Origin of the sequence: Mucilaginibacter pedocola, assembly GCF_002013915.1 — a bacterium.
Taxonomy (GTDB): domain Bacteria; phylum Bacteroidota; class Bacteroidia; order Sphingobacteriales; family Sphingobacteriaceae; genus Mucilaginibacter; species Mucilaginibacter pedocola.
This window is the reverse complement of sequence record NZ_MBTF01000037.1, coordinates 85,008-108,478: the sequence shown is the minus strand read 5'-3', so window position 1 is coordinate 108,478 and position 23,471 is coordinate 85,008. Positions and strand designations below refer to the sequence as shown.

11 protein-coding genes and 1 tRNA gene are annotated in these 23,471 nt (G+C 47.1%); 9 read left to right on the top strand and 3 right to left on the bottom strand.

The genetic code is table 11. The annotated features are described in order from the left end of the window. Window positions 1–3 precede the first annotated feature (3 nt). The 4 genes from BC343_RS26760 to BC343_RS26745 all read left to right on the top strand — a co-directional run bounded on the left by BC343_RS26760 (window position 4) and on the right by BC343_RS26745 (window position 8,007). On the top strand, window positions 4–1,596 hold the full coding sequence (locus tag BC343_RS26760) for a SusD/RagB family nutrient-binding outer membrane lipoprotein (protein ID WP_078350894.1): 1,593 nt from the start codon (window positions 4–6) through the stop codon (window positions 1,594–1,596). A gap of 136 nt (window positions 1,597–1,732) precedes the next feature. After that, window positions 1,733–5,029, top strand: a complete 3,297-nt coding sequence (locus BC343_RS26755; RefSeq protein ID WP_202909874.1) for a VCBS repeat-containing protein — start codon at window positions 1,733–1,735, stop codon at window positions 5,027–5,029. Further along, a complete protein-coding gene (locus BC343_RS26750) occupies window positions 5,029–6,363 on the top strand; it encodes a vanadium-dependent haloperoxidase (RefSeq protein WP_143822369.1) in 1,335 nt (444 codons plus the stop codon). The genes BC343_RS26755 and BC343_RS26750 overlap by 1 nt, the downstream gene beginning before the upstream one ends. A 72-nt stretch (window positions 6,364–6,435) precedes the next feature. Continuing rightward, on the top strand, window positions 6,436–8,007 hold the full coding sequence (locus BC343_RS26745) for an FG-GAP repeat domain-containing protein (protein ID WP_078350893.1): 1,572 nt from the start codon (window positions 6,436–6,438) through the stop codon (window positions 8,005–8,007). 404 nt (window positions 8,008–8,411) lie between these two features. On the opposite strand, the gene BC343_RS26740 is transcribed toward BC343_RS26745, so the two are convergent. Then, window positions 8,412–11,072, bottom strand: coding sequence for a glycoside hydrolase family 2 protein (locus tag BC343_RS26740; RefSeq protein WP_078350892.1), 2,661 nt, complete (start codon window positions 11,070–11,072; stop codon window positions 8,412–8,414). Between the two features lie 454 nt (window positions 11,073–11,526). Here BC343_RS26740 and BC343_RS26735 point away from each other — a divergent pair, with 454 nt between their 5' ends. From BC343_RS26735 to BC343_RS26720, 4 genes are all read left to right on the top strand, one after another. Then, window positions 11,527–12,636, top strand: coding sequence for a FecR family protein (locus BC343_RS26735; RefSeq protein WP_078350891.1), 1,110 nt, complete (start codon window positions 11,527–11,529; stop codon window positions 12,634–12,636). Between the two features lie 87 nt (window positions 12,637–12,723). Next, window positions 12,724–14,883 (top strand): glycoside hydrolase family 3 N-terminal domain-containing protein, encoded by a 2,160-nt coding sequence (locus BC343_RS26730; RefSeq protein ID WP_078350890.1) that lies wholly within the window; start codon window positions 12,724–12,726, stop codon window positions 14,881–14,883. A 392-nt stretch (window positions 14,884–15,275) separates the two neighbouring features. Next, complete coding sequence (locus BC343_RS26725; RefSeq protein WP_078350889.1) at window positions 15,276–18,716, top strand: SusC/RagA family TonB-linked outer membrane protein; 3,441 nt, start codon at window positions 15,276–15,278, stop codon at window positions 18,714–18,716. 8 nt (window positions 18,717–18,724) lie between these two features. Continuing rightward, a complete protein-coding gene (locus tag BC343_RS26720; protein ID WP_078350888.1) occupies window positions 18,725–20,224 on the top strand; it encodes a SusD/RagB family nutrient-binding outer membrane lipoprotein in 1,500 nt (499 codons plus the stop codon). Window positions 20,225–20,240: 16 nt separating this feature from the next. On the opposite strand, the gene BC343_RS26715 is transcribed toward BC343_RS26720, so the two are convergent. Both BC343_RS26715 and BC343_RS26710 read right to left on the bottom strand, forming a co-directional pair. Continuing rightward, a complete protein-coding gene (locus BC343_RS26715) occupies window positions 20,241–21,902 on the bottom strand; it encodes a hypothetical protein (protein WP_078350887.1) in 1,662 nt (553 codons plus the stop codon). A gap of 118 nt (window positions 21,903–22,020) precedes the next feature. Beyond that, window positions 22,021–22,094: transfer RNA gene (locus BC343_RS26710), tRNA-Gln, on the bottom strand. 246 nt (window positions 22,095–22,340) lie between these two features. Here BC343_RS26710 and BC343_RS26705 point away from each other — a divergent pair. Then, window positions 22,341–23,312, top strand: coding sequence for a hypothetical protein (locus BC343_RS26705; protein WP_078350886.1), 972 nt, complete (start codon window positions 22,341–22,343; stop codon window positions 23,310–23,312). Window positions 23,313–23,471: the final 159 nt, after the last annotated feature.

Below are 23,471 nucleotides of genomic sequence, written 5' to 3'. Positions count from 1 at the left end.
AAGATGAAAAAACGACTTATATATGGTTACCTGCTTGCGGGTGCCACCTTTATAGCGGGTTGTACTAAAGACTTTGATGCGATTAACACCAACCCTACTAAGGTTAACGCGGAAGTTTTTCCTCCCAACTTTTTATTAGCTCAGTCGCAAATAAAATTCTCTAACAGCGGTTACGACCAATTGCTTTTCCAAAGTATGTGGGTACAGGGTTTAGCCTCTACTTATGATTACTATGGTAACGGTGATAAATATGTTTACGCCGGTAGCGGACGTAGCTATTTTGAGCGTACCTGGAACACCAGCTATGGCGCTTCTACTTTGGTAGATGAGATGAAAAACCTGATTAAAGGTAAAGCTGAATACGCTAACCTTGATGCTGTTGGTACCATTATGCGTATGATGATATTGCAACGTGTTACCGATGCTTACGGCGATGCTCCTTTCTCGGAAGCCGGCCAGGCAAAAGCAGGTATTGTTACACCAAAGTTTGATACTCAGCAAAGCATATATACTTCTATGCTGGCTCAGTTAGAAACTGCAACCGCAGCTTTGGATGCAGCTAAAGACAAACCATCATCAGACCTGTTCTACGGTGGTAACATTGCTCAATGGAAAAAACTAGGTTACTCGTTAATGCTGCGTGCAGCTATGCGCTTAACTAAAGCCGATGCTGCTACTGCACAGAAATATGCAGAGAAAGCTTACGCCGGTGGTACCATGGCTTCTATTGACGATAACGCTAAAGTTAAAGCCGACGAGACTAACGGTAACAGCAACAGCGACGTAAATGCTATTTTGGTAAAAGACGACTTCCGCGAGGTACGTTGGTCTAACACCCTGATCAGCTACATGCAATCAACTGCCGACCCACGCATCAGCGCTGTGGCCGAGATTGCTGCAGGCCAGGGTAAAGCTGCCAGCGAAGTTTACGCTGCAGGCGATAACACCGCTGCTTTACAAGTTGGTTTACCAAACGGTTACGACCTTAAAGGTGGTGCCCAGGATGTATCGCACGCTCCGGGTTACCCTGGTGCTTCGCCTGCTGACCCAGCTGTTAGTGGTGACGTTGCTGCACCTGTTGGTAAATACTCGCGCCCACGCTTTGCCGTGTACGACGACCGTAACCGCATTAACATGCTGATGACTTACGGCGAAAGCGAACTGTTATTGGCTGAGGCTGCTACCCGCGGCTGGAACACCGGTAACGCCGCTACCCACTACGCAAACGCTTTAGCTGCAGATATGGCAACTATTGCACAGTTTAACGCTGCGGGTACTGTACCAACTGCAAGCATTACTGCTTATGTTGCTACTCACCCATTGGTAGCTGCTACTGCATTACAGCAAATAAACATGGAGTACTTTGTATTAACTTCAACTACGTTCAACTTCAACGAAGCTTGGGCTAACTGGAGAAGGTCGGGTTTCCCTGCAATTACTGCTGTAAGCTATCCAAGCCAGTTTTCAACAACTATCCCACGCAGGATTCCATACCCACTGGGTTTACCATCAACCAACCCAACCAACTACGCTGCGGCAGTTGCCCTTTTATCGGGTGGCGACGTATTCAGCGCAAGGGTTTACTGGGATAAATAGTAAACACCAACTCATAAAAACCAAGGCTGCCATAGCAGCCTTGGTTTTTTGTTTAAAGTAGAATTTAAACGCCTATCTTTCCGTAGCTTTCGCTATTTTTATATCTCCTTAATTAAGTAAATTAACCCGTTGATAAATGCCTTACTGTTTCCCCGGTAATATCAAAAAACGTGCGTGTATAATTTTTACCGCATTGGCCATGCCCGCCCTTCAGCAGCGCGTGTTGGCCCAGCAAACGCTGTTTAACCTGTTACCCGCTACACAAACAGGCATCACCTTCCGTAACGACCTTAAGGAAGACGAAAAACTAAACGTACTCTCTTACGAATACCTGTACAACGGCGGCAGTGTTGCCGTTGGCGATATTAATAACGATGGCCTGCCCGACCTTTTCTTCACCGGCAATATGGGCCAAAACAAACTGTACCTGAACCAGGGCGGTTTAAAATTTAAAGACATTACCGGCGAAACTCCGGGCCTTTCGGGCCGCTCAGGCTCGTGGAAAACCGGTGCCACCATGGCCGATGTAAACGGCGATGGCTTATTAGACATATACGTATGCTACTCGGGGCTGGGCGATAACGATGTTCGCCGCAACCAGCTCTTCATTAACAAAGGAAAAAACAAATTTGCGGAGAAAGCTAAAGAGTACGGGCTCGACGACCCGGGCTACAGCACCCAGGCCGCATTTTTCGACTATAATAATGATGGTAAGCTGGATATGTTCCTGCTGAACCATAACGTTAAAAAAATAAACAATATTGAACTCTCGCAAGCCAAAAACCAGGTAGATGCTTTGGCCAGCAACCGCCTGTTTGAAAACAAGGGAGGCCGTTTTGAAGATGTAAGCACAAAGGCAGGCATCATTCAAAATCCGCTCACCTTTGGGCTGGGCATGGCCATTGCCGATATCAATAAAGACGGCCTGCCCGATATTTATGTAACCAACGACTACAACGAACCCGACTATATATACATCAACAAAGGCGACGGTACCTTTAGCGAGCAATCGCAAAAAATGCTGAAGCACATGTCGCAATTTTCGATGGGCGTTGATATTGCCGACCTGAATAACGACGGGCTGCCCGACATTATCACGCTGGATATGCTTCCGCCCGATAACCGCCGCCAAAAGCTGTTGCAACTGCAGGAGAACTACGAATCGTTCGAGCTGATGGTGAACCAGGGCCTATATAAGCAGTACATGCGCAATATGCTACAGCTAAACAACGGCGACGGCACTTTCAGCGAAATAGGCCAGCTGGCGGGCGTATCTAACACCGACTGGAGCTGGTGCCCGCTGATAGCTGATTTTGATAACGACGGCTATAAGGATATCTTTATATCTAACGGTTATCTGCGCGATTATACCAATAAAGATTTCCTGCGCTATTGGGGCGATTATAAGATAAAGAAGGCGATGGAAAAGGAGCCCACCCTACTGATGGATTTGGTGCAAGCCATGCCATCTACCACCCTATCCAACTATATTTTCAAAAACAACCGCAACCTCACCTTTAGCGATAAAAAGCAGGACTGGGGCATCAACAATCCGGGTATCTCCAGCGGCGCAGCTTACGCTGATTTGGATAACGACGGCGACCTGGATATCATTACCAACAACATTAACAACGTTGCCTCCATTTTTAAAAACACCAGCCGCGAAGCTGCCAACAGTAATTACCTGGCATTTGATCTAACCATGCAGGCTGGTAAATCTGCAGCAACAGGTGCCAAAGTATACGTGTATGCTAACAAGGTCGAGCAATACCAGGAACTTAACCCTAACAGGGGGTATTTAGCCTGCGTATCTACCGTACTCAATTTCGGTCTGGGCGATGCGACAGTAGCCGATTCGGTAAAAGTGATATGGCCCGGCGGCAAAACACAGTTACTTACTAATGTTAAAGCCAACCAAAGGCTTAATTTGAACATAAACGATGCGAAGGATAATGCGACCGCAGCGTCAGTACCAAAGCAATTATTCAGCACTGTAAAAGCCCCGGTAGACTATACCAATGCCGAAAACAGTATAAACGATTTTAAGCGCCAGCCGCTGATGTTGTTTATGGCATCTAAAACCGCCCCTGTAGTGGCCAAGGCCGATGTGAATAAAGACGGGCTGGAAGATATTTTTATAAGCGGCGAGGCCAACACCAGCAAACTTTACCTGCAAACCAAAGCGGGCGGCTGGGAAGCAAAAGATATTGCCGATGCCAATGCAGAAAACACTTCGGCTGCTGTATTTTTTGATGCCAATGGCGATGGCTACCCCGACCTGTACGTAGCCAAAGGCGGCTACGCCCTTCTGGAACCAGGCACTTCGCAATTACAGGACAAACTTTACCTGAACGACGGCAAGGGAAACTTCAACTACAATAGCACCGCCCTGCCGGTAACCACGGCCAGCGCCAAAAGCTGCGTGCGCCCCTGCGACTATAATAACGATGGTAAGATCGACCTCTTCATTGGCGGGCGCATTATCCCCGGGCAATACCCTGTTGCGCCTCGCAGCTATTTGTTGGAAAATAATGGTGATGGCACTTTTACCACCATCCCCGCCGCCTTTAACAAAGCCGGTATGATTACCGATGCCCAATGGGTCGACCTGAACGGCAATGGCCGCAAAGATTTAGTGCTATGCGGCGAATTGGTGCCACTTTCGGTTTACATCAATACAAAAACGGGCTTTGAAGATAAAACCGCCGATTATTTGGGAAATAACGTAAATGGCTTTTGGAGCAGCGTTTTAATAACCGATGTAGATGGCGACGGCAAACCCGATATTATTGCCGGCAACCTGGGCAACAATACCCAAATACATGCCAACAGCGCCGAACCCGCCGAAATGTTTTTTGCCGATTTCGACAACAATGGCTCGATAGACCCTTTTCTAAACTTTTACATACAAGGCATAAGTTATCCCTTTGTAAGCCGCGATGAACTAAACGACCAGATATTCCCGATGCGCCGCAAATTCAAATCGTACAAAGATTATTGCGATGCTACCATGAAACAGGTGTTTACACCCGAGGAATTGGCAAAAGCTACCCGCCTGTTTGCCAACACTACCGAAACTACCCTGTTTTTAAACCGTGGCGGCAAGTTTGTAAAAAGCGAGTTGCCTATTCAGGCGCAGTTTTCCTCGGTAGCACAAATACTAACCGGCGATTACAACCACGACGGTAAACCCGACTTGCTGCTGCTGGGTAACCACAGCGATAACCGCCTTAAACTGGGCAGTTTTGATGCCAATTACGGCTGTTTACTGCTGGGCGATGGCAAAGGTGGTTTTACCTATCAAACGCAACCTGTATCGGGCCTATGTGTGAATGGTGATGTAAAATCGGCAGCAGAAATAAAAATAAATGGCAGCGCCTATTTAATGTTGGGCATAAGCAACCAACCCTTACAATTTTACCGCGAAAACTAATGATCAGGAAGATACAACTATTGCTTGCTTTTATAACCCTTGGAAAGTGTACAATTGCACAGCAAGCAACCGCACCCGAATACCTGCAGCTGGATAAGGCCATTAATTCGGTTTCGGCTGTAATGATACACGATGTGGTTAACCCGCCCGCTGCATCGCGCTATTACGCCTACTTTATGATGGGGCCATATAACCTGGCCACACTTCATAATAAAGAAATGGTTCCGCTTGGCAACTTCATCAAAAGTTACGACCAGGATAACACCCTAAGCCTGAAACCCGGCCAGTATGACTACAAAATTGCATCGATGTACTGCATACTCGAAAGCGGCAAAATGATGCTGCCATCGGGCTATATGCTGCAGGATGATGAGGACAAATACATCGAACTGTTGAAGAAAAACAACATCAGCGAAGAAACCATCAAGGCATCGGTAAAAGTTGCCGAGGAAATGACCAAAAAGATATTGGCCTACAGCCGTGGCGACAATTACAACCGCCTGAGCGGTAAACTACGTTATACGCCCCTAAAAGGTGTTAAAAACTGGTACCCTACCCCACCCATGTATATGGAAGCTGTAGAGCCTAACTGGAAAACCGTGCGCCCTATGATGATAGATTCGGCACAGCAATTTGTCCCTGTGCGCCCGGCACCTTTTAGTACCGATACTACCAGCGAATTTTATAAAGAGGCTTATGCGGTTTATAAGATATCGCAACACGCCTCCAGCGAGCAGATAACCATCGCCTCGTTTTGGGATTGCAACCCCTTTGCCGTAACCACATCGGGCCACATGATGATCGGTTTCAAAAAAATAAGCCCGGGCGGGCACTGGATGAATATTGCCGGCATAGCTGTTAAAAAAGCCAACCTGAGTTTTGATAAGGCGGTACAGGTGCTTACGCTGGAAGGTGTTGCCCTGATGGATGCCTTCATTAGCTGCTGGGACGAGAAATACCGCAGCAACGGCATACGCCCCGAAACGTATATTGTGCGTTACATAGACAATAAATGGACCCCACTTTTACAAACCCCGCCCTTCCCGGAATACCCGAGCGGGCATGCGGTGCTGTCCAATGCTTCGGCAACGGTGCTCTCCTACTTACTTGGCGATCACTTTGCATATACCGATGATTCGGAGATACCATACGGCGTAGGCCCGCGCAAATTCAAATCGTTTATACAGGCCGCAGAGGAAGCCTCTATTTCGAGATTTTATGGTGGCATACACTTCAATGATGCTATAGAAAACGGCAATAAACAGGGCCGTTTGGTAGGCGGCGATATTGTGAAAAAACTAAAAGCGGCCAAAGTAGAGCCCATACTGAAATAATCTTTAGTAATATTTTGGATACGTAGCATCCATTTCCTCCTTTAAGCGTATGTACTATAAATACATGTGCTTATGGGATGGAGGGGTTTACTTTTAGTACTTTGCTTTGCCGTTACGCTATTTATCAGCCTAAATTCATTCACCGCAAAGCCGCCTGCACACAGCCGGCCAATTGATGAGGGGCGAGAGTTGTTTATTCGCTATTGTGGCTTATGCCATGCCCAACCCGACCCGCAAAGCCTTACCAAACAAATATGGAAAACCCATGTACTTCCGGTAATGGCCAGCCGCATGGGTATTATATACCCTGGCTACGACCCGCTACGCGGGCTCTCGCCCGAAGAAAAAGCAGTAGTAAATAAAAACGGCATTATCCCCGAGCATCCTATGCTATCGCAGGAGGATTGGGACAAACTGGAACGTTACATTGTTAGCGCCGCTCCTGACAGCCTCACTTACGATGAAAGCCGAATAGAACGCAGCGAACCGCTGGAACAATTTACCCGCAAAAACATACAGATAGACGAACAGTCGCCCTCGATGATCACCGGGCTGGAATACAATCCTACATCCCATACCCTATGGATAAGCAATATGTACAACAAGGTGATCAACTGGAATTTTGAAAAAGGCATTACCAAAACATTTGAAACGGCCAGCCCGGTAGTCGACTTCAACTTTTACCAAAACAAAACCTACCTCACCCAAATTGGCAAACTATACCCTACCGAACTGAGCACGGGCAGTTTTGCGCAGCTGGATAATGATAAACCAACGCCTGTTTTAACCACCCTGCACCGCCCCGTACATACCGAAATGGACGACCTGGACGGCGATGGCATCCCCGAATTGGTGGTATGCAACTTTGGCAACAAAACGGGCTCGCTATCGCTGTTTAAAAAAGACAAAGCCGGAGATGAGTATAAAGAAGACATACTATCGCAGCAGCCGGGTGCTATCATCTGTTTTATAAGGGATATGGATGGCGATGGTAAAAAGGATATCGTAGCCATGTTTTCGCAGGGCGATGAGAGCGTGCATATCTATTACCAAAAAGATAAACTGAAGTTTAAAGATAAAAGGGTACTGCGCTTCCCGCCCAATTATGGCACCACGGATATGGTTTTGACCGACTACGACCACGACGGACAAACCGACATTATAACCGTACATGGCGACAATGCCGATTACTCCAACATTCTGAAACCCTACCACGGCATCCGGCTGAACCTAAACGATGGTAAAGGCAACTTTAAGGAGAAATTCTTTTTCCCGATGTATGGCGTAACCCGGGTACTGGCAGAAGATTTTGATGACGATGGCGATATCGACCTGGCCGCGTCAGCCTTCTTCCCCGATTTCGGAAAACTGATCAGCGAATCGTTCATCTACCTGGAAAACACTGATAGCAAAACCTTCAGCTTTAAGCCCTATACACTCGCAGGCGGCTTACCCATCAAATCGCTCACGCTGGAAAAGGCCGATGTAGATGGCGACGGAGATATGGATATCCTGCTGGGTAATTTCGCCCAATCGCCCGGTGCCGTGCCTGCCGAACTGGATGCGCAATGGAAAAATGCCAGATACGGGCTGATATTATTGGAGAATAAGTTGCACCAGCCGAAGAAGGAGTTGGGGAGGTAAAGTTTTGGTGGTGATTTAACCGCAAAGTGCGCAAAGTTTTCGCAAAGGACGCAGAGAAAAAGTTGGGAAGAAGAAGATTTCTCGCCGTTGTTGGTGTTATCACCAACAACTCCAATGCATGTAAGAACCTTATGCCCTTGGTGAGCAAATGGCCTTACAGATATTCCGTAACTGATAACATCACGGGCTTGTTGGTGATAACACCAACAAGGGCAAAAAGAGACACAAAGGCCATGCATGTGTTTATCTAAATCACGCAAAGGCGCAAAGCCGCAAAGTTTTTTTACTTACGCAACCAAGCGTCTTTACATGAACTTATTATCGATATGCAAAACCTTTGTGCTTCTTTGCGTAATCTTTGCGCCCTTTGCGGTAAAATTTTTACCACAAAGGGCGCGAAGAATTTAATTAACCGCTATAACCTTCTCCGCCATATTCCAACCGCTGATGCTTATCTGCGGTGCGGCGGCGTTTTTGGCCGGGGTATATTCTACCACAACCTTTTTGGTTTCGCCGGGTAATACCGATACGTAGTTATCACTGTAGAAGGCAGGCAAAATACGTTCTTTGGTGCCACCGTCAACCACCGATACACGGTTGAAGAATGCTACCGGTGCATTGTTGGTATTGCTCAACGTAACTTCTATTTTGCCGCTTTTTATGGCTTTTGCGTTTACAGTAAGCTGGCTTTTATCCATTTTTTGCAGGCCGCTGTATTCGCCTTTTTCATTGGGTACCCAGTAAATATTCTGGCTTAACTGGGTTTTGTCTTCGGCCAATATCTCCAGCACCACAAATGCGCCATCCTCTTTGGCAAAAGCGTCGATATCCTTTTTGATAGACAGGTAACGTTTGGTAGTAGTGGCGGTTACATCTGCAAAAACCTGGGTTATCAGTTTTTCTTTGCCCGCCATATCGTACATTTTGGCAACCAGCATCATGTTGGTTACGGGCTTAAAGGTATTGTTGGCCACCATTACCATACCATCGGTTGGGTTATACATTACGTGTAGCGGCGCGCTGCCGTTATGCAAGCCGTAAAGGCAGGCGTTAGGGTCCAGGTAGTAATCATACATCTGGCCGCGCATGGCTGTCCATGGGTTTTGGGTTTTCCAGATGATAGAGCCTGTATACCAATCCCACATGTGCGAGCTAAAACCTTCCATCAGTCCGCGGTACTGGTCGTAGTTTACCAGTTGAGCTTTGTTGGCAAAATCTTCCACATCCTTCACTTTACCATACTTAGCTATCGACCAATCGTAGCCAATATACTTGTGGTAATCCCAAACAGGGTCAACTTTGTTTTTGCCGGTTTGCTCGTCGTAAACAGGTGCTACCATGTTTTCTTTCGGGATAAAGCGCTTCAACGATTCGTAATCGCTTACGCCTACCGAACCAACTTCTGAATTGAAAGGGAAAGTTTTCTCGTTCCAGAACACCGATAGTGGCTGAATACCATAAGGGCCATCGCCATTACCACCGTTCACGTTGCGCGACATATTTTCGGAGTTAGAGTACTCAATGAACCAGCGGGTATTATCCAATTCGGGCATAATATGGTCGCGCAGGGCTACCAATATATCCTCCGGAGGGGTTATTTCGTTACCGCCGCACCACATGGCCAGCGATGGGTAGTTGCGCAACAGTTTTACCTGGTCTTTTACCGATTCGAGGTAGAGGTTATGGTCGTCAGGGTATTTGCGGCGTGTCCATTGGTCTTCCAGTTTCATTGGGTCTAACCAGCGGCCATTACAATCGCCTGATCCCCACATATCCTGAAAAACCAGCATACCATACTTATCGCAAGCCTCGTAAAACTCGGGGCGTTCTATCAGTGCGCCACCCCAAACCCTGATCAGGTTCAGGTTCATATCACGATGGAAACGTACTTCGGCATCGTAACGGGCATCGCTAAAGCGCAGCATCTCGTCGGATATGATCCAGTTACCGCCTTTTATAAATATTTTCTGCCCGTTAATATTCACCTGTTTGCTCTCGGTACGGGCATTCCATTCAGTGGTTATTTGCCTTACCCCTACCGAAATATTATCTTCATCAGAAACCTTGCCGCCATCGGCCACAAATTGCAGCTTCAGCTTATACAGGTTTTGCGCACCGTAGCCGCTTGGCCACCATAGCTTGGGGTTAACCAAAGTATAGTCATCCAGCTTAATTTCTTCTTTAGAGTTTGCTTTAAGCGTGACTTTCTTAGCTACTTTTTTACCATCGAGGATGTATTGCAAAGTACCACTCACAGGCGCTGCGGTAGCATTTTGCAATTCGGCAGATAGTTTTATAATGGCAGGAGCCTGAGCACCCTCGGGTTGGCGAACGCCGGGCACCAGGGTTATCACGTGCGGATCGTTTATTTTAACGGCACCTGTAGTTTGTATGGTTACCTTATCCCAAATACCGGTATTGCGGTCGCGTATGGGTTGTATCCAGTCCCAGCCGGCGGTGTATTGTATGCCTACGTTTTTGGCAATGGTACCGTCGCCGCCCTGCCCGCCATTGGGATTACCTACCACATCGGGCGGGTAAACTATAACAGCCAGCCTGTTGTTACCGGCTGCGTTAAGCCATTTGGTAATATTAAAACTGCGGCGCATAAACATGCCTTTATTAAGGGTGCTGTTAAGCTTATGCCCGTTCAAAAACACATCAAAGCTATAGTTAACCCCACGGAAGTTAAGATAAGTTTGGCCGCCGGCTGTGGCAGTTTGCTTAAAATCTTTTACGAACCAATAGGTATAGTAGTCGCGCCCGGTTTTGTATATATCGGGTATCTGCTCGTTGTTCATGCCGTAGAAAGGGTCGGGCATTTGTTTGTTGGCCACCAGGCTGGTTAAAACGGTGCCCGGTACAGTGGCAGGCAGCCAGCCGGTAGTGCTGTAAGCGGTGCTTGATATGGCGGTACCATTATCTTTCACCTTAGCTATGGGCGCACATTGCCAACCCGAATTTAACTCATAGCTGCTTTGTGCATTTGCTATGGGTGCCCAAAAGGCGCCACCAAGCAACATGGCAACAGGAACAACTTTACGAAGGGTAAATTTTTTGATCATGTTTTTTTAGAAGTATTAAGAAAAATATAACATGCGGATATGCAGTATGCCCGCTTTTTGCCAAAACGTATGCCCCGGCCGATGGAGGTGGTATAAATGGATGCCAATACCGCCTCTGCATACAATGACAAAGTTAAGCCCCTTATTGCCTACAACCTTTTATAAATACTTTTCATACCTTTTTAGTAGTTATTTTTAAATAAAGTGAAACCGGATGCCTAAAATCTGCGTCTTATAAGTAAATTGGCGCTGCAAAACACTGTTTTAATGTAGTTTAACCAATAAAACATTAAAAATACAGCTGTTTAAACCTAAGTAGAATAGTTTATTTAAACCAGTTGCCAATTATTGTAATGGATAACCCATTATTGGGCCTGCCTACATTTTTTTTAAAACTTGTAGGTATTTCCGGTAAAATGTTGTCCTAAGTAAAAAGTGCGGGTTATTTATATCGATGGGCAACGACAGATTTATTGAGCTGGTTTCAAAACAACTGACAAACGAGATCACTCCGGCAGAAAAGGCGGAGCTGAAATATCTCGTTGACAGCGACCCGTCGTATAAAAAACAATTGGAGGGGATGAACCTGTATTGGGAACACTCCGATACCGAATACACCGACGATGCCATTGCTTTCCAGAAGATACAGGATAAAATAAAAAGGCTTGAAGCAGCAGGCAATACCGGCGATGCTGAAATTATTGACTTTGCCGCTGCATCAAAAAACAGAAGCTTATTCCGGTTTTGGCCGGCTGCAGCTGCGTCACTGGTTTTAATAACTGCGGGCGCTTTATTCTTTAAAGGCAATTTCTCTCAAAAAAAAACCGGTGATGTTACCGCAGGATGGGTGCAAAAAAGTACCCTTAAGGGCCAAAAGCTGGTAGCCACCCTTGCCGATGGTACAAAGGTTACGCTTAATTCGCAAAGCAGCATAAGGTACCCCGCCGCCTTTGATGGCGACACCCGCGAAATAATGTTAAGCGGCGAGGCTTACTTTGATGTTTTTAAAGACCATCAGCACCCTTTTATCATCCATACCAATAAAATGGATGTGAAAGTTTTGGGTACTACTTTCAACCTACGGTCGTACCCGCAGGATACCGTTATTGAAACCACCTTAATAACCGGTGCCATAGAGGTTACCATGAAAGATCGCCCATCAGACCGTATCATCCTGAAGCCCAACGAAAAGCTTATTTTAAAAAATAACGAAGCGGGAAATCCAAAACACCTGCGCAGAGATACAGGCAAGGCGGCGAGCGGCAATATAGCTCCACAATATACCCTTACCTCGCTTACCCATTTTAGCGGCAAGGATAGCAGCGTGATAGAAACCGCCTGGATGAAGAACCGCTTTATATTTGATAATAACAACTTTGCCGACCTGGCCGATAAAATGGAGGTTTGGTACGGGGTAGATATTCAATTTAAGAACGAAAAGGCAAAGCAATTCGTTTTTAGCGGTGTGTTTGATAACGACAGCATTACGCAAGCGCTTGATGCCCTGCGCGATATTGAGAAATTCGACTACAAGGCCTACGGATCTGTAATTTATATTTATTAATAAAGCCCTCCCCACCCGGAGCGCATTCCTTACGGCCCTTCGCCTAAAGCAAACGGTACAGGCCGAAATTTAATCTGTTAAACTAACATGAAATTAGTTCCTTCCCTGCTACTGGCATTATCGTTAAGCACAGCAGCTCCGCTTATTTCCCGCGCACAGCAAGCACCGGCTTATTTAAACCCCAAACTACAAAACGAAGAAAGGGTAAAAGACCTTTTGGGCCGCCTTACCCTTACCGAAAAGGCAATGCTGCTGGGTTACCGCAACCAGCCTGTAGAACGCCTGAACATACCCGCCTACAACTGGTGGAACGAAGGCTTACATGGTGTGGCCCGCGCTGGCGAAGCAACGGTTTTCCCGCAGGCCATTGCCATGGCGGCAACTTTCGACCCTAAACTGGTTAAACAGGTGGGCGATGTAATATCAACAGAGGCACGCGCCAAATACAACCTGGCCGTTGCCAATAATAACCACGGGCAATACGTGGGGCTTACCTACTGGTCGCCAAACATTAACATCTTCCGCGACCCGCGCTGGGGCCGCGGACAGGAAACTTATGGGGAAGACCCCTTCCTGACCGGGCAAATAGGCCTGGCCTATGTTAATGGTATGCAGGGCAACATTGCAGGGCAATACAAAATATCGGCCACGGCCAAACACTTTGTGGCACACAGCGGCCCCGAGAACGTTCGCGATTATTTCGACTCGAAAGTGAGCGAGCAGGACCTGCGCAACACCTACATGTACGCATTTAATAAACTGGTAAAAGGCGGCGTATCCAGCATCATGACGGCCTATAACAGCGTTAACGGTGTGCCAAACTCGGTAAACGGCCTGCTGCAAACAGTTATCCGTAAAGAATGGGGCTTTAAAGGCTACATAGTAACCGATTGCGGCGCATTGGATGATGTATACCTTACCCACAAATACCTTAAAACCCGTACCGAAGCTGCGGCTGCAGGTATTAAAGCCGGGTTGAATTTAGATTGCTCGGGCGTATTGCAATCTGACGTGGAAGAGGCCGTTAAACAGAAACTCATCACCAATAAAGATGTGGATGCAGCCCTTACCCCGGTGCTGACGACCCAAATGAAACTGGGCTTTTACAACGACCCAAAACTATCGCCATACTATAACTACGGAGCAGACAGCATACACAATGCCGCTCACATATCGTTAGCGCGCGAAGCAGCACAGCAGAGCATGGTTTTGCTGGAGAATAAAAACAATGTATTGCCACTGCAAAAAGACCTTTACAAAAGCATTATGGTGTTAGGCCCGAACGCAGCATCGCTTGACGCGATAGTAGGCAGCTACCACGGTATCAACTCTAACATGGTAAACTTTGTGGAGGGCATGTCGGCAGCGGTTGATAAAGGGACACGTGTAGAGTACGACTTGGCCGTTGGGCAAGCCGATACCACCCACTTTGGTGGTATATGGGGCGCCGGTAATGCCGATTTAACTATTGCTGTAATAGGCCTTACTCCGGTAGACGAGGGCGAGGCAGGTGATGCATTCTTATCAGTTGCCGGTGGCGATAAAAAAACATTGAGCCTACCTCCAAGCCATTTGGCCTTTATGAAAGAGCTGCGCAAAAGCGTTAAAAAGCCTATTGTAGCAGTTATTACTGCTGGTAGCGACGTAGATGTTGCCGCAGTTGCCCAATATGCCGATGCGGTTGTATTGGCATGGTACCCCGGCGAGCAAGGCGGCAATGCTTTGGCAGATCTGCTGTTCGGTAAGGTAGCACCATCGGGCAGGTTACCGTTAACCTTCTACAACTCGGTGAATGACCTGCCGGCCTTTGGCGACTATGGCATGAAAGGCCGTACCTACCGTTACTATGGTGGCAAAGTGCAATACCCATTCGGTTATGGCCTAAACTATACCACCTTTAACTACGAAGCTAAAAGCAGCCCGAAGAAAGAATATAAACTTGCTGATACGATTGAGGTAGCCGTTAATATTGCCAACACCGGCAAAGCCGCAGGTACAGAAACGCCACAGGCCTACATTGTATACCCAACTAATGATAACCTGCCGTTACAAGAGTTAAAGGCTTTTGATAAGGTTACTTTAAGCCCGGGCGAAAACAAAACTACTACCCTTAAAATACCGGTTACCGAATTGCAGAAGTGGGATGCAGAGAAACACCGCTTTAAACTATACCCCGGCACCTATACCCTAAAGGTTGGCCGCGATGCAGCCGACAAAGCTATTTTGCAGCAGTTCACTGTGAAGTAGAACGAATAACTGTTAAAATAAGCGAGTTATTTGGATAGCCAATAATATTACTTTATCTTAATTGCCCTGAAAGGATGGCCGCATTGCGGCTGTCCTATTGGTGTTTTTGGAGAAAAAAAACCGGGGATCGCTCCCCGGAATTCCAACTAAACAATTCTCTGAGATGATCGGGAATTTAAATCATATTCCGATCCATAAATACGTATGGAAGAAGCTCTTCGGTATAAGAACAATATCCGGAGCGTATTTGCCTACAAGTATTTATAAAAAAGAGAATTAAATTTTGGCGTTAAAACAATTGCTCTCGTTTGGCAAAAGCTGTATTCGTAAATACCCTGATTAATTACCCTGCCTGCAATAAAAGGTATGGTGGCTGTTGAAAGATCGATGATATGAAATTGAAAATTCTGCTTATCGCTATCTTTTGCACACTGGCCGTTTTGCCGGCGCTTGCCCAAAGTAAAATATCGCTTAAACTAAAGCGTACCGACTTTAAGAAAGCGCTGAAGGCCATTGAAAAGCGCAGCGACTACCACTTTGTTTACAGCGAAAAAAAAATACCGGCAGATAAAAAAGTTACCCTACAGGTAACCAACACCGAGGTAACGCTAATACTCGACCAAATATTGGCCAACACCGGCTACAGCTATAAAAAACTCCCCAACAATTTAATAGTAATAATACCTGCCGGCGAACGCGTGGCAACCGGCGAGGCCGAAGGGCAAGTGTTAGATGAGAACGACAACCCGCTGGTGGGCGCCAACGTACAGGTGCAAAACAGCTCGTACAAAACCGTTACAGATGTAAACGGGGAGTTTATATTGCCTGTACCCGATAATTCCACATTAGTAGTGAGCTATGTTGGGTATATAACATCCGAAATACAGTTTGACGGTTTAGGAAAACTAACCATAAAAATGTCGCCGGATGATAAGGCGCTGAATGAAGTTGTGGTAACGGCGCTGGGCTTAAACAAAAACGAAAGGAGGCTTGGTTACTCCGTTACCACCGTGAACGGCAGCGAAGTTACCGAAACCCGGGAGCCAACCTTTGTGAACGCATTAGCAGGTAAGGTAGCGGGATTAACGGTGCAATCGCCACCTAACGGGCCAGGCGGTTCATCACGCATTATTTTAAGGGGATATTCTTCTTTCTCGGGCTCTAACCAGCCTCTATACGTGGTAGATGGCGTACCCATTACCAGCACCACCAAAGAGAACACCGAAGAACCGCTAAAGGTATTTGGCGGCAGCGACCCGGGCGACGGGCTATCATCCATCAACCCCGACGATATTGAAACAATAACTGTACTAAAGGGAGCCTCGGCGGCGGCGCTTTATGGTGGCGGCGCGCAGGGAGGGGTTATACTCATCACTACCAAAAAAGGCTTAAAAAGCCCCGGGGTGGGGATAGATTTTAACAGCAATACCGTGTTAGAGCAGGTGAAACCCTATGATGGTTTCCAGTACGAATATGGTCGGGGCAACAACGGGAGGCTGTATACCGCGGCAGATAATATTAGCAACAGCAATTACCTTACGGGGCAAAGCTGGGGCGTAAAATTTGCAGGGCAGCAGTATTTAGGGGCTGATGGTAAGATGGGCGTGTATAAACCCCAAACCATGCAGGAGCGTTTTGACGCGCTTTACCGCACGGGTATATCTACCACCAACAGCCTCGCATTCAGCAAAACTACCGAGAATAACAGCTTCCGGGCTTCGCTCTCGCAAACGCGCAATAATACACCCACGCCCGGCTCCAACTACCAGCGTTATAACGGCGTGCTGCGTTTTGTGCAGGATTTTGGCGATAAACTGCATACCGATTTTAAGGCCGACCTATCGCGCGTGCTCCGTATTAATGCCCCATTACTGCGCGGGGATGACCGGGGCTCGTTTGTGAAATACTTCACAAGATCGGACAATACTACCGATATTGCCTTCCTCGATCAAAAGGATGCTAATGGCAACTACCTGTATGTATATACCAACCCTTACATACAGCTGCAAAAAATAGTAAACAACCAAACACAAAACCGTATCCTTTCGTCGGCAAATATTACTTATGATGTTACAGACCATCTGCATGTGAACCTCATTGGAGGTTTTGACTACGTGACCACCGACGGGCTGCTGGTAAATTTCCCTAACAATAAAAACGGCAGCGGCAGTATCACTACCTCGGCGATTGACCAGCGCAGGAGCGATATACGCGCCATGCTGAATTATGACCGCACGTTCAACGATTTTAGCATCAGTACATTCGCGGGTGCCGAGTTCCAGGGTTCTACTTTTAGCTCGCTTACCTTAACCGGCACAGGGCTTACCGACCCAACATCAACCAATATCAACAACACCACCGTAGGCCTGCCTGTGCAGGTATCGGTACCGCGTTCTAAAAGCCACTCGGTATTTGCCGAAACACAATTCGGTTACAAAAACCTGCTTTTTTTAGAGGTTACCGCCCGTAACGATTGGTATTCGGCCCTGTCATCAACCCGGCCGGGCTTTGTTAACCACATCTTCTACCCTTCGGCTAACATGAGTTTTATTTTTTCGGATGCGCTGAACATCAACCCCGATATACTCTCGTTTGGTAAACTGAGGCTTGCCGTTGGCCAAACAGGTAGCAACCCCACGCCCAACCAAACCGATCTGACGTTTAAATATACCGAAACGGTGAATGGCATTCCGGGGCAGCAGATCAACAACAGTTCGTTACCGCCAACCTCGCTTCGCCCCGAAACCACTACAGAAACGGAAGTTGGCACCGAATTGAAATTTTTCAAGAACCGCTTTTTACTGGATGTGGCCTGGTACAACAAAACATCAAAAAACTTTTTGCTGCCCGTTACCCTGCCCGTAGCTACGGGCTTTGCCGCCACCTACCAAAATGCCGGCTCCATGGTAAACCGGGGGCTGGAATTATTGCTGAATGCCACAGCCATTAAAACCAGCGACTTCGCCTGGAACATCAGCGTAAACTACGCCAAAAACCGCAACCGTGTAACCGAACTAAGCGATGCCTTAGGTACCAATGGCGTGGCCTTTTATTATAATATCAAAGCAAAGGTGGGCTATCCGCTGGGGTCTATTTTCGGGACTGCTCTACGCCGTGATGCCAATGGAAACTTGTTGTATAAAGCCGTAAGTGCCGATGGTACCACCAATAAAAACGCATCGGTAATTGATAAGGGCACATTGAGCTTTGATGCTGCCGGGAATCCGCTACGCAATGCCGCCGGGGGGCTTATTGTAAATAACGAAACCTACTTAGGCAGCGTAAACCCCGACTGGAGCGGTGGCTTGATGAACACTTTCCGCTACAAAAACTGGCGATTAAGCTTTTTGATAGACGGGCAATTTGGTGGCAAAATATTTGAGGACGGCGCACGCTGGGCGGCCTTCTTCGGCAATTCGGAAAAAACTTTGTTGGGGCGTGATGGCACGTACATTCCGCAGGGTATGATAAACACAGGTACCGATGCAGCGCCCGTTTACGTGGCCAATACGCTACCTTATAGCCCCTACCAGCAATACAACGCGGCAGCATCGCTGGCTTATTATGCCGATGAGATGTCGGTTTACAGCCGCACTTTTATCAAATTCAGGCAAATAACGTTGGGCTATACCTTTCCAAAAAAACTACTGGCCGCAACGCCTATAAAAAGTGCAACATTCTCGCTGATAGCACGCAACCTGTTTTTCTTTAGGAAAGACCTGCCTATATTCGACCCCGAATCATCAGACAGTATTGGCAACGGGTATGGGTACGATACGGGGGGATTACCCACCAGCCGTACTTTTGGGTTTAATTTAAGCGTTAGTTTTTAAACAAAGCAATGAGGCAATTGAGGCAAAAAATAGTAGTGTTAGCGTTAATGGCCTTTGCGCCATTGGCCTGCACTAAAGATTTTGCCCGCTACAATGCAAACCCCGATGGCGTGGCCAGCCCTAACCTTGGCTACATGTTCTCGGATGCGCTGGTGAAAACATCGCAACTGGATATGGAGCCCCGCACCAATTACTGTGCAGCATTTATGCAATACGGTTATTCGGATTTTTGGTCGGGGACTAACTACATGCAGTCCGACGATATTGCCCGCCGTTACTGGAACAACTTTTACATCCCGGTGCTGCAAAACCTGGAGTATATTTTGCCGCTGCTGAAAACGGATAACAGCATGGCTACCACCTATGCTGCTGCGCGGATATGGCGAGTATTCATCTACCAAAAGCTCACCGATTTTTACGGCGATATACCTTACAGCCAGGCAGGCAAAGCGCTTTCTGCAGGTGTATTTACACCGGCTTACGATAAACAACAACTTATATATACCGACCTTATTAGTGAGCTGCGCGATGCCATCCGTACACTGGAAGCCAACGCGCCCGAAAATGTGCAGGGCGACCAGTTTTATGGCGGCAATACCGGCGGATGGAGAAAATTAGCCGCATCGTTATTATTACGGATAGGCATGCGCTTAATAAAGGTGGATGCCATGCAGGCAAAATCGCTGGTAACGGAAGCTTATAACTATGGCGTAATGGCCTCAAACGCCGATATGCCAGTGCTGAAGCATAATACTAACGCACCCAATGGTTACGCCTTCAACCTGTCGGACCAGCACTTTTTCCTCCACCAAACCCTCATTAACCACATGCGTGCCAGCGGCGACCCGCGCCTTAAGGTATACGGGGCCGTTTATGATAAAGAAGCTTTCTTAGGGGGCGTTATAACCTCCACCGATACGGCAACTTACCGCGGCTATAGCTTTGATAGCAGTGGCCCGATACCCACCACACGGGTTAACTATTCGGTTTACCAGCCAAGAGATACGCCTTTCTTCGATTTCCAGTATGCCGAGGTAGAGTTTTTGTTAGCCGAAGCCGTTTTGCGGGGCTTTATTACGGGCGATGCCAATACACATTACCAGGCGGGTATAACGGCGCATATGCAATCGCTGGCGCTGCTGCCTACTTCGCCCACCATCAGCAACGCGCAAATAAATGCGTACCTGGCCAAAAACCCCATGGTTGACCCGGCTAACCCTACAGCCGAGCGTTCGATAGAGATTATTAATACCGAATTTTGGGTAGCAGGCTTTATGTTCGATGCGGATGAAGTGTATGCCAACTGGCGCCGTACTGGTTACCCTAAGCTCATTCCTAATCCAAATACCATCACCGGGGTAAGTAATTCTCCGGGCGTTATCCCGCGCAAACTCCCCTACCCCGAACTGGAATTTACGCTGAACAATGCCAATGCAACCAGCGCCCTCTCGGCCTACGGCGGCATGAACGATTTTAACGAGCATGCAAGGGTTTGGTGGGATAAGTAAACTGTGTACTTTCTCGTTATCTGCTCTCCACAAAATTTAAAGTTAACGTACCGGCGATTGGTTTAAGGCGAAAAACCTCTTGCCCCGCCAATTTTGAAAAGCTACCGCTTAAAGCGCGTACTTTGTAATCCATCCCTTCAAATTTACTGTCCACGCTCGAAGCATTTATCACTTGAAAAGGCAATTCTGCTTTGGCAGATACATGCATATCTAAAAACCAATTAGCAGGCGCTTTGCCGGTTACCTTTACGGTCAGCTGTTTTTCAGTAAACACCATATGCAGCGTTCCCTTACCCGATGCCAGCGGCCACGAAACTTGCAATACGCCGGATGTGGGGTTGGTGATGGTGGGCTTGCCACCTGTTAACGGCACTTCTTTGCCGTTGACATTGGTTTTAAAACGAAGCCCTGCCAGGTCGGTAGGTGTGCTCCATAAGTAACCGTCAACAAATGGCAGCGTATAAAACGAGCAAACATTGGTTTCTACTTTTTGGGTGAGGTATTTTGATGGTAGCTTCTCGTTAAATAAATGTATATCGCGGAAACGCAAAGTGCCATCTTCCCAAAGTAAATTGGCGCGGTAAAAACGGCTGTTGAACCAAACTGTTTGTCGGTTGCTGCCGGCCAAATCTTCGTTCACGGTAACCGAGGTTGCCGGCGTAACTTTATACTGTTTACTAAACCATGCGCCCGATTCGGCAAGGGTTTCTACCGTTACCTTCTTCTCATCGCGCAGTTTGGCTATCAACGGCATCTGCATTTCCAACCCTTTGGCCATAGCATCCCAGGTGAAAGAGTTTTCCTGCCCGGCCTGTGTATAGCCAAACTCCATGGCCTCACCTTCTACCAGTTGTTTTAAAAACCAACTTACCCATTTGGCATCGCCGCCGGCATCTTTATAAACAGGCTCTAAGGTAATAACGCTTTGCCAGCTGGTACCTAATCCCGCATCGTATTGCCTCACCGGGTCGCTGCCCAGCATCCTGAAGATGGGTACAGGTATTTGGTTAGCGGCGTTTTGGGCCGGCATATACGAGTTTACCTTACTGGGGTAATAGGCCTGGTTCCAATACCCGCCCCATAGGGTGTAACCATCGGTGCCGTATTGGTCTTTACAATTTGCCGAGGCAATAATGTGGTATTTGGTGTATAAATAATTCAGTGTGTGCTCATCAATAAACCACGATGCTACCGACTTGGGGTAATAGCCAAAAATGCTTTTAAAATCCTTCATGTATACATCGGCCAGTTTCTCGCGCTCTTCGGGCGTGTAGCCTGTAGAGAAGCCAATATTGGCATGCCAGTCCCATGGGTAACGCCCGCGCCATTTGAGCCCCGCTTTCTCCACCATCGGCTGCGGTATCTCCCACCAACCACCTATCTCAAAAGAGCCTGCAGGCAGGCTTTTTAATAGCTTTTGGTATCGGGCATCCATTAATGCATCGTACTGCAGCAGGAAGGTGCCACGTAATTTGTATTTATTCATCAATTCCACCTGCTTCACTACTGTTTGGTAAAGCACATCTTCGGTAACGGCAGGCTCGCGCGGTTCCAGCAGGCGTATGAAGTTGACTATGTTGACAATTTTAGGTTTTACCTTTGGTTTTTGCGTTACTGCGAACGAAGCAAGGGTAACAAAAAGTACGGTAAATGTGGCAATTATGGCGCGTAATTTCATAAGCAAGTTTTGGGGTATATGCGGCTGAAAATTAGCTAAAATAGCGGGATGATGCTTTGCGAATGACAAATAGTGCAACAAAAAAGGCAAATAGTACAGGTGCTATTTGCCTTCGGGATGGTTTTCGCAAATGGATTCGAACCACTACTAGCAGAGTCAGAGTCTGATGTGCTACCGTTACACTATGCGAAAATTTACGGTACCGCTTTGCGGCGGGGTACAAAAGTAATAATTTTTAGAGATATGGAAAACTCGTAAAATGAAAAGCAATGTTTTTATAGCAAACGTCGTAAACACACCCCTCCACCCCTCTCAAGAGGGGAACCGCACCAGCCTTTCCGCACTGTTTATTACACTATTATTGGTACTTAAATTTTTACAATGCGCACAAAGCCGCGGGTTTTGCGTTTGATGTCATTATAGTATCTTCGCCATTGTATGTTATACACTTACCTCAAAAATAACCGCACAACTATAATTGCCCTGCTTGCTTTTATCTGCTTACTAAGCGCCTGCGGCGACAAAAAGAAAAATAAAATATACACCAGCATCGCCAACGATGAGTCGGTTAAGCCCTCATTCCTGCCTGTAAAAGGTATTAGGTACAGCGAGGTTAGGCGCGCTTTTGCCAGCGGTGTGATATTCAACGAAGATGGCTACCAGTTAGAGCCAGAGTGGCATCTCTCCTTCCTGTCAGACGATTCTGTGAATATTTATAACCCAAAGCGCAAAATGTTTGTTAATGCGCCGGTGTTATTCGACCACGATTCGCTGTTCAACGTGGCATGGTCATGGTTAAGGCTGCGCAAACTATCGCGTGATAGTATCATTTTCCAGGTAATGAAGGTGAAGGCACGCAAACTAATGCGCGATAGCTCGATCGTTTACATGACGCTGTATGCCGATGATTATATCAAAAACAAACTGCACACCAGCCCTGCCGAACTAATGAAACCACGCAGGGCCGATACGCTATTCATCCGCAAAAAAGCAGAAGAGGCCGCACGGGATACCGATAAAGCCTTCTCTGCACGCGAACAAGCCACGCTGAAAAGTAAAACGCCATTGCTCACCATTAAACAAATAGACAATATTGGCGACGATGATAAACGCGAAGGTATGCTGCAGGATTATATGCTGCCCGAGTACAATATCAGCATTAAAAACGCTTACGACGATTTCAGCTATGGCTTTTCGGTACGTATTAATGCCGATGGATCGTTGCATTACCTGCGATCTGTAAATTTTATTTACGAGGAGTTTAGGGATGCATCCAACCGGGCCATGCGCGGCATTGTTGATGGTTATTTTAAGGCCTATATTGATGTAAAACCCGGATATACGCTGGGCATACCTCATGCCAGTTTTATAATTGTGAATGTAACGGGGGAGAAAAAGAAGGGCAAGTGATAAGGGGTTAATTACAGATTAAACATTTTCTACCGTAGAGACGCAATACCTTGCGTCGCCCACTGCATAGGTGTAGGGCTTGCATGGTGGACTTGCAAACGGGAGACGCAAAGTATTGCGTCTCTACAAAATCATTCCCTAATCTCTAACCACAAACTA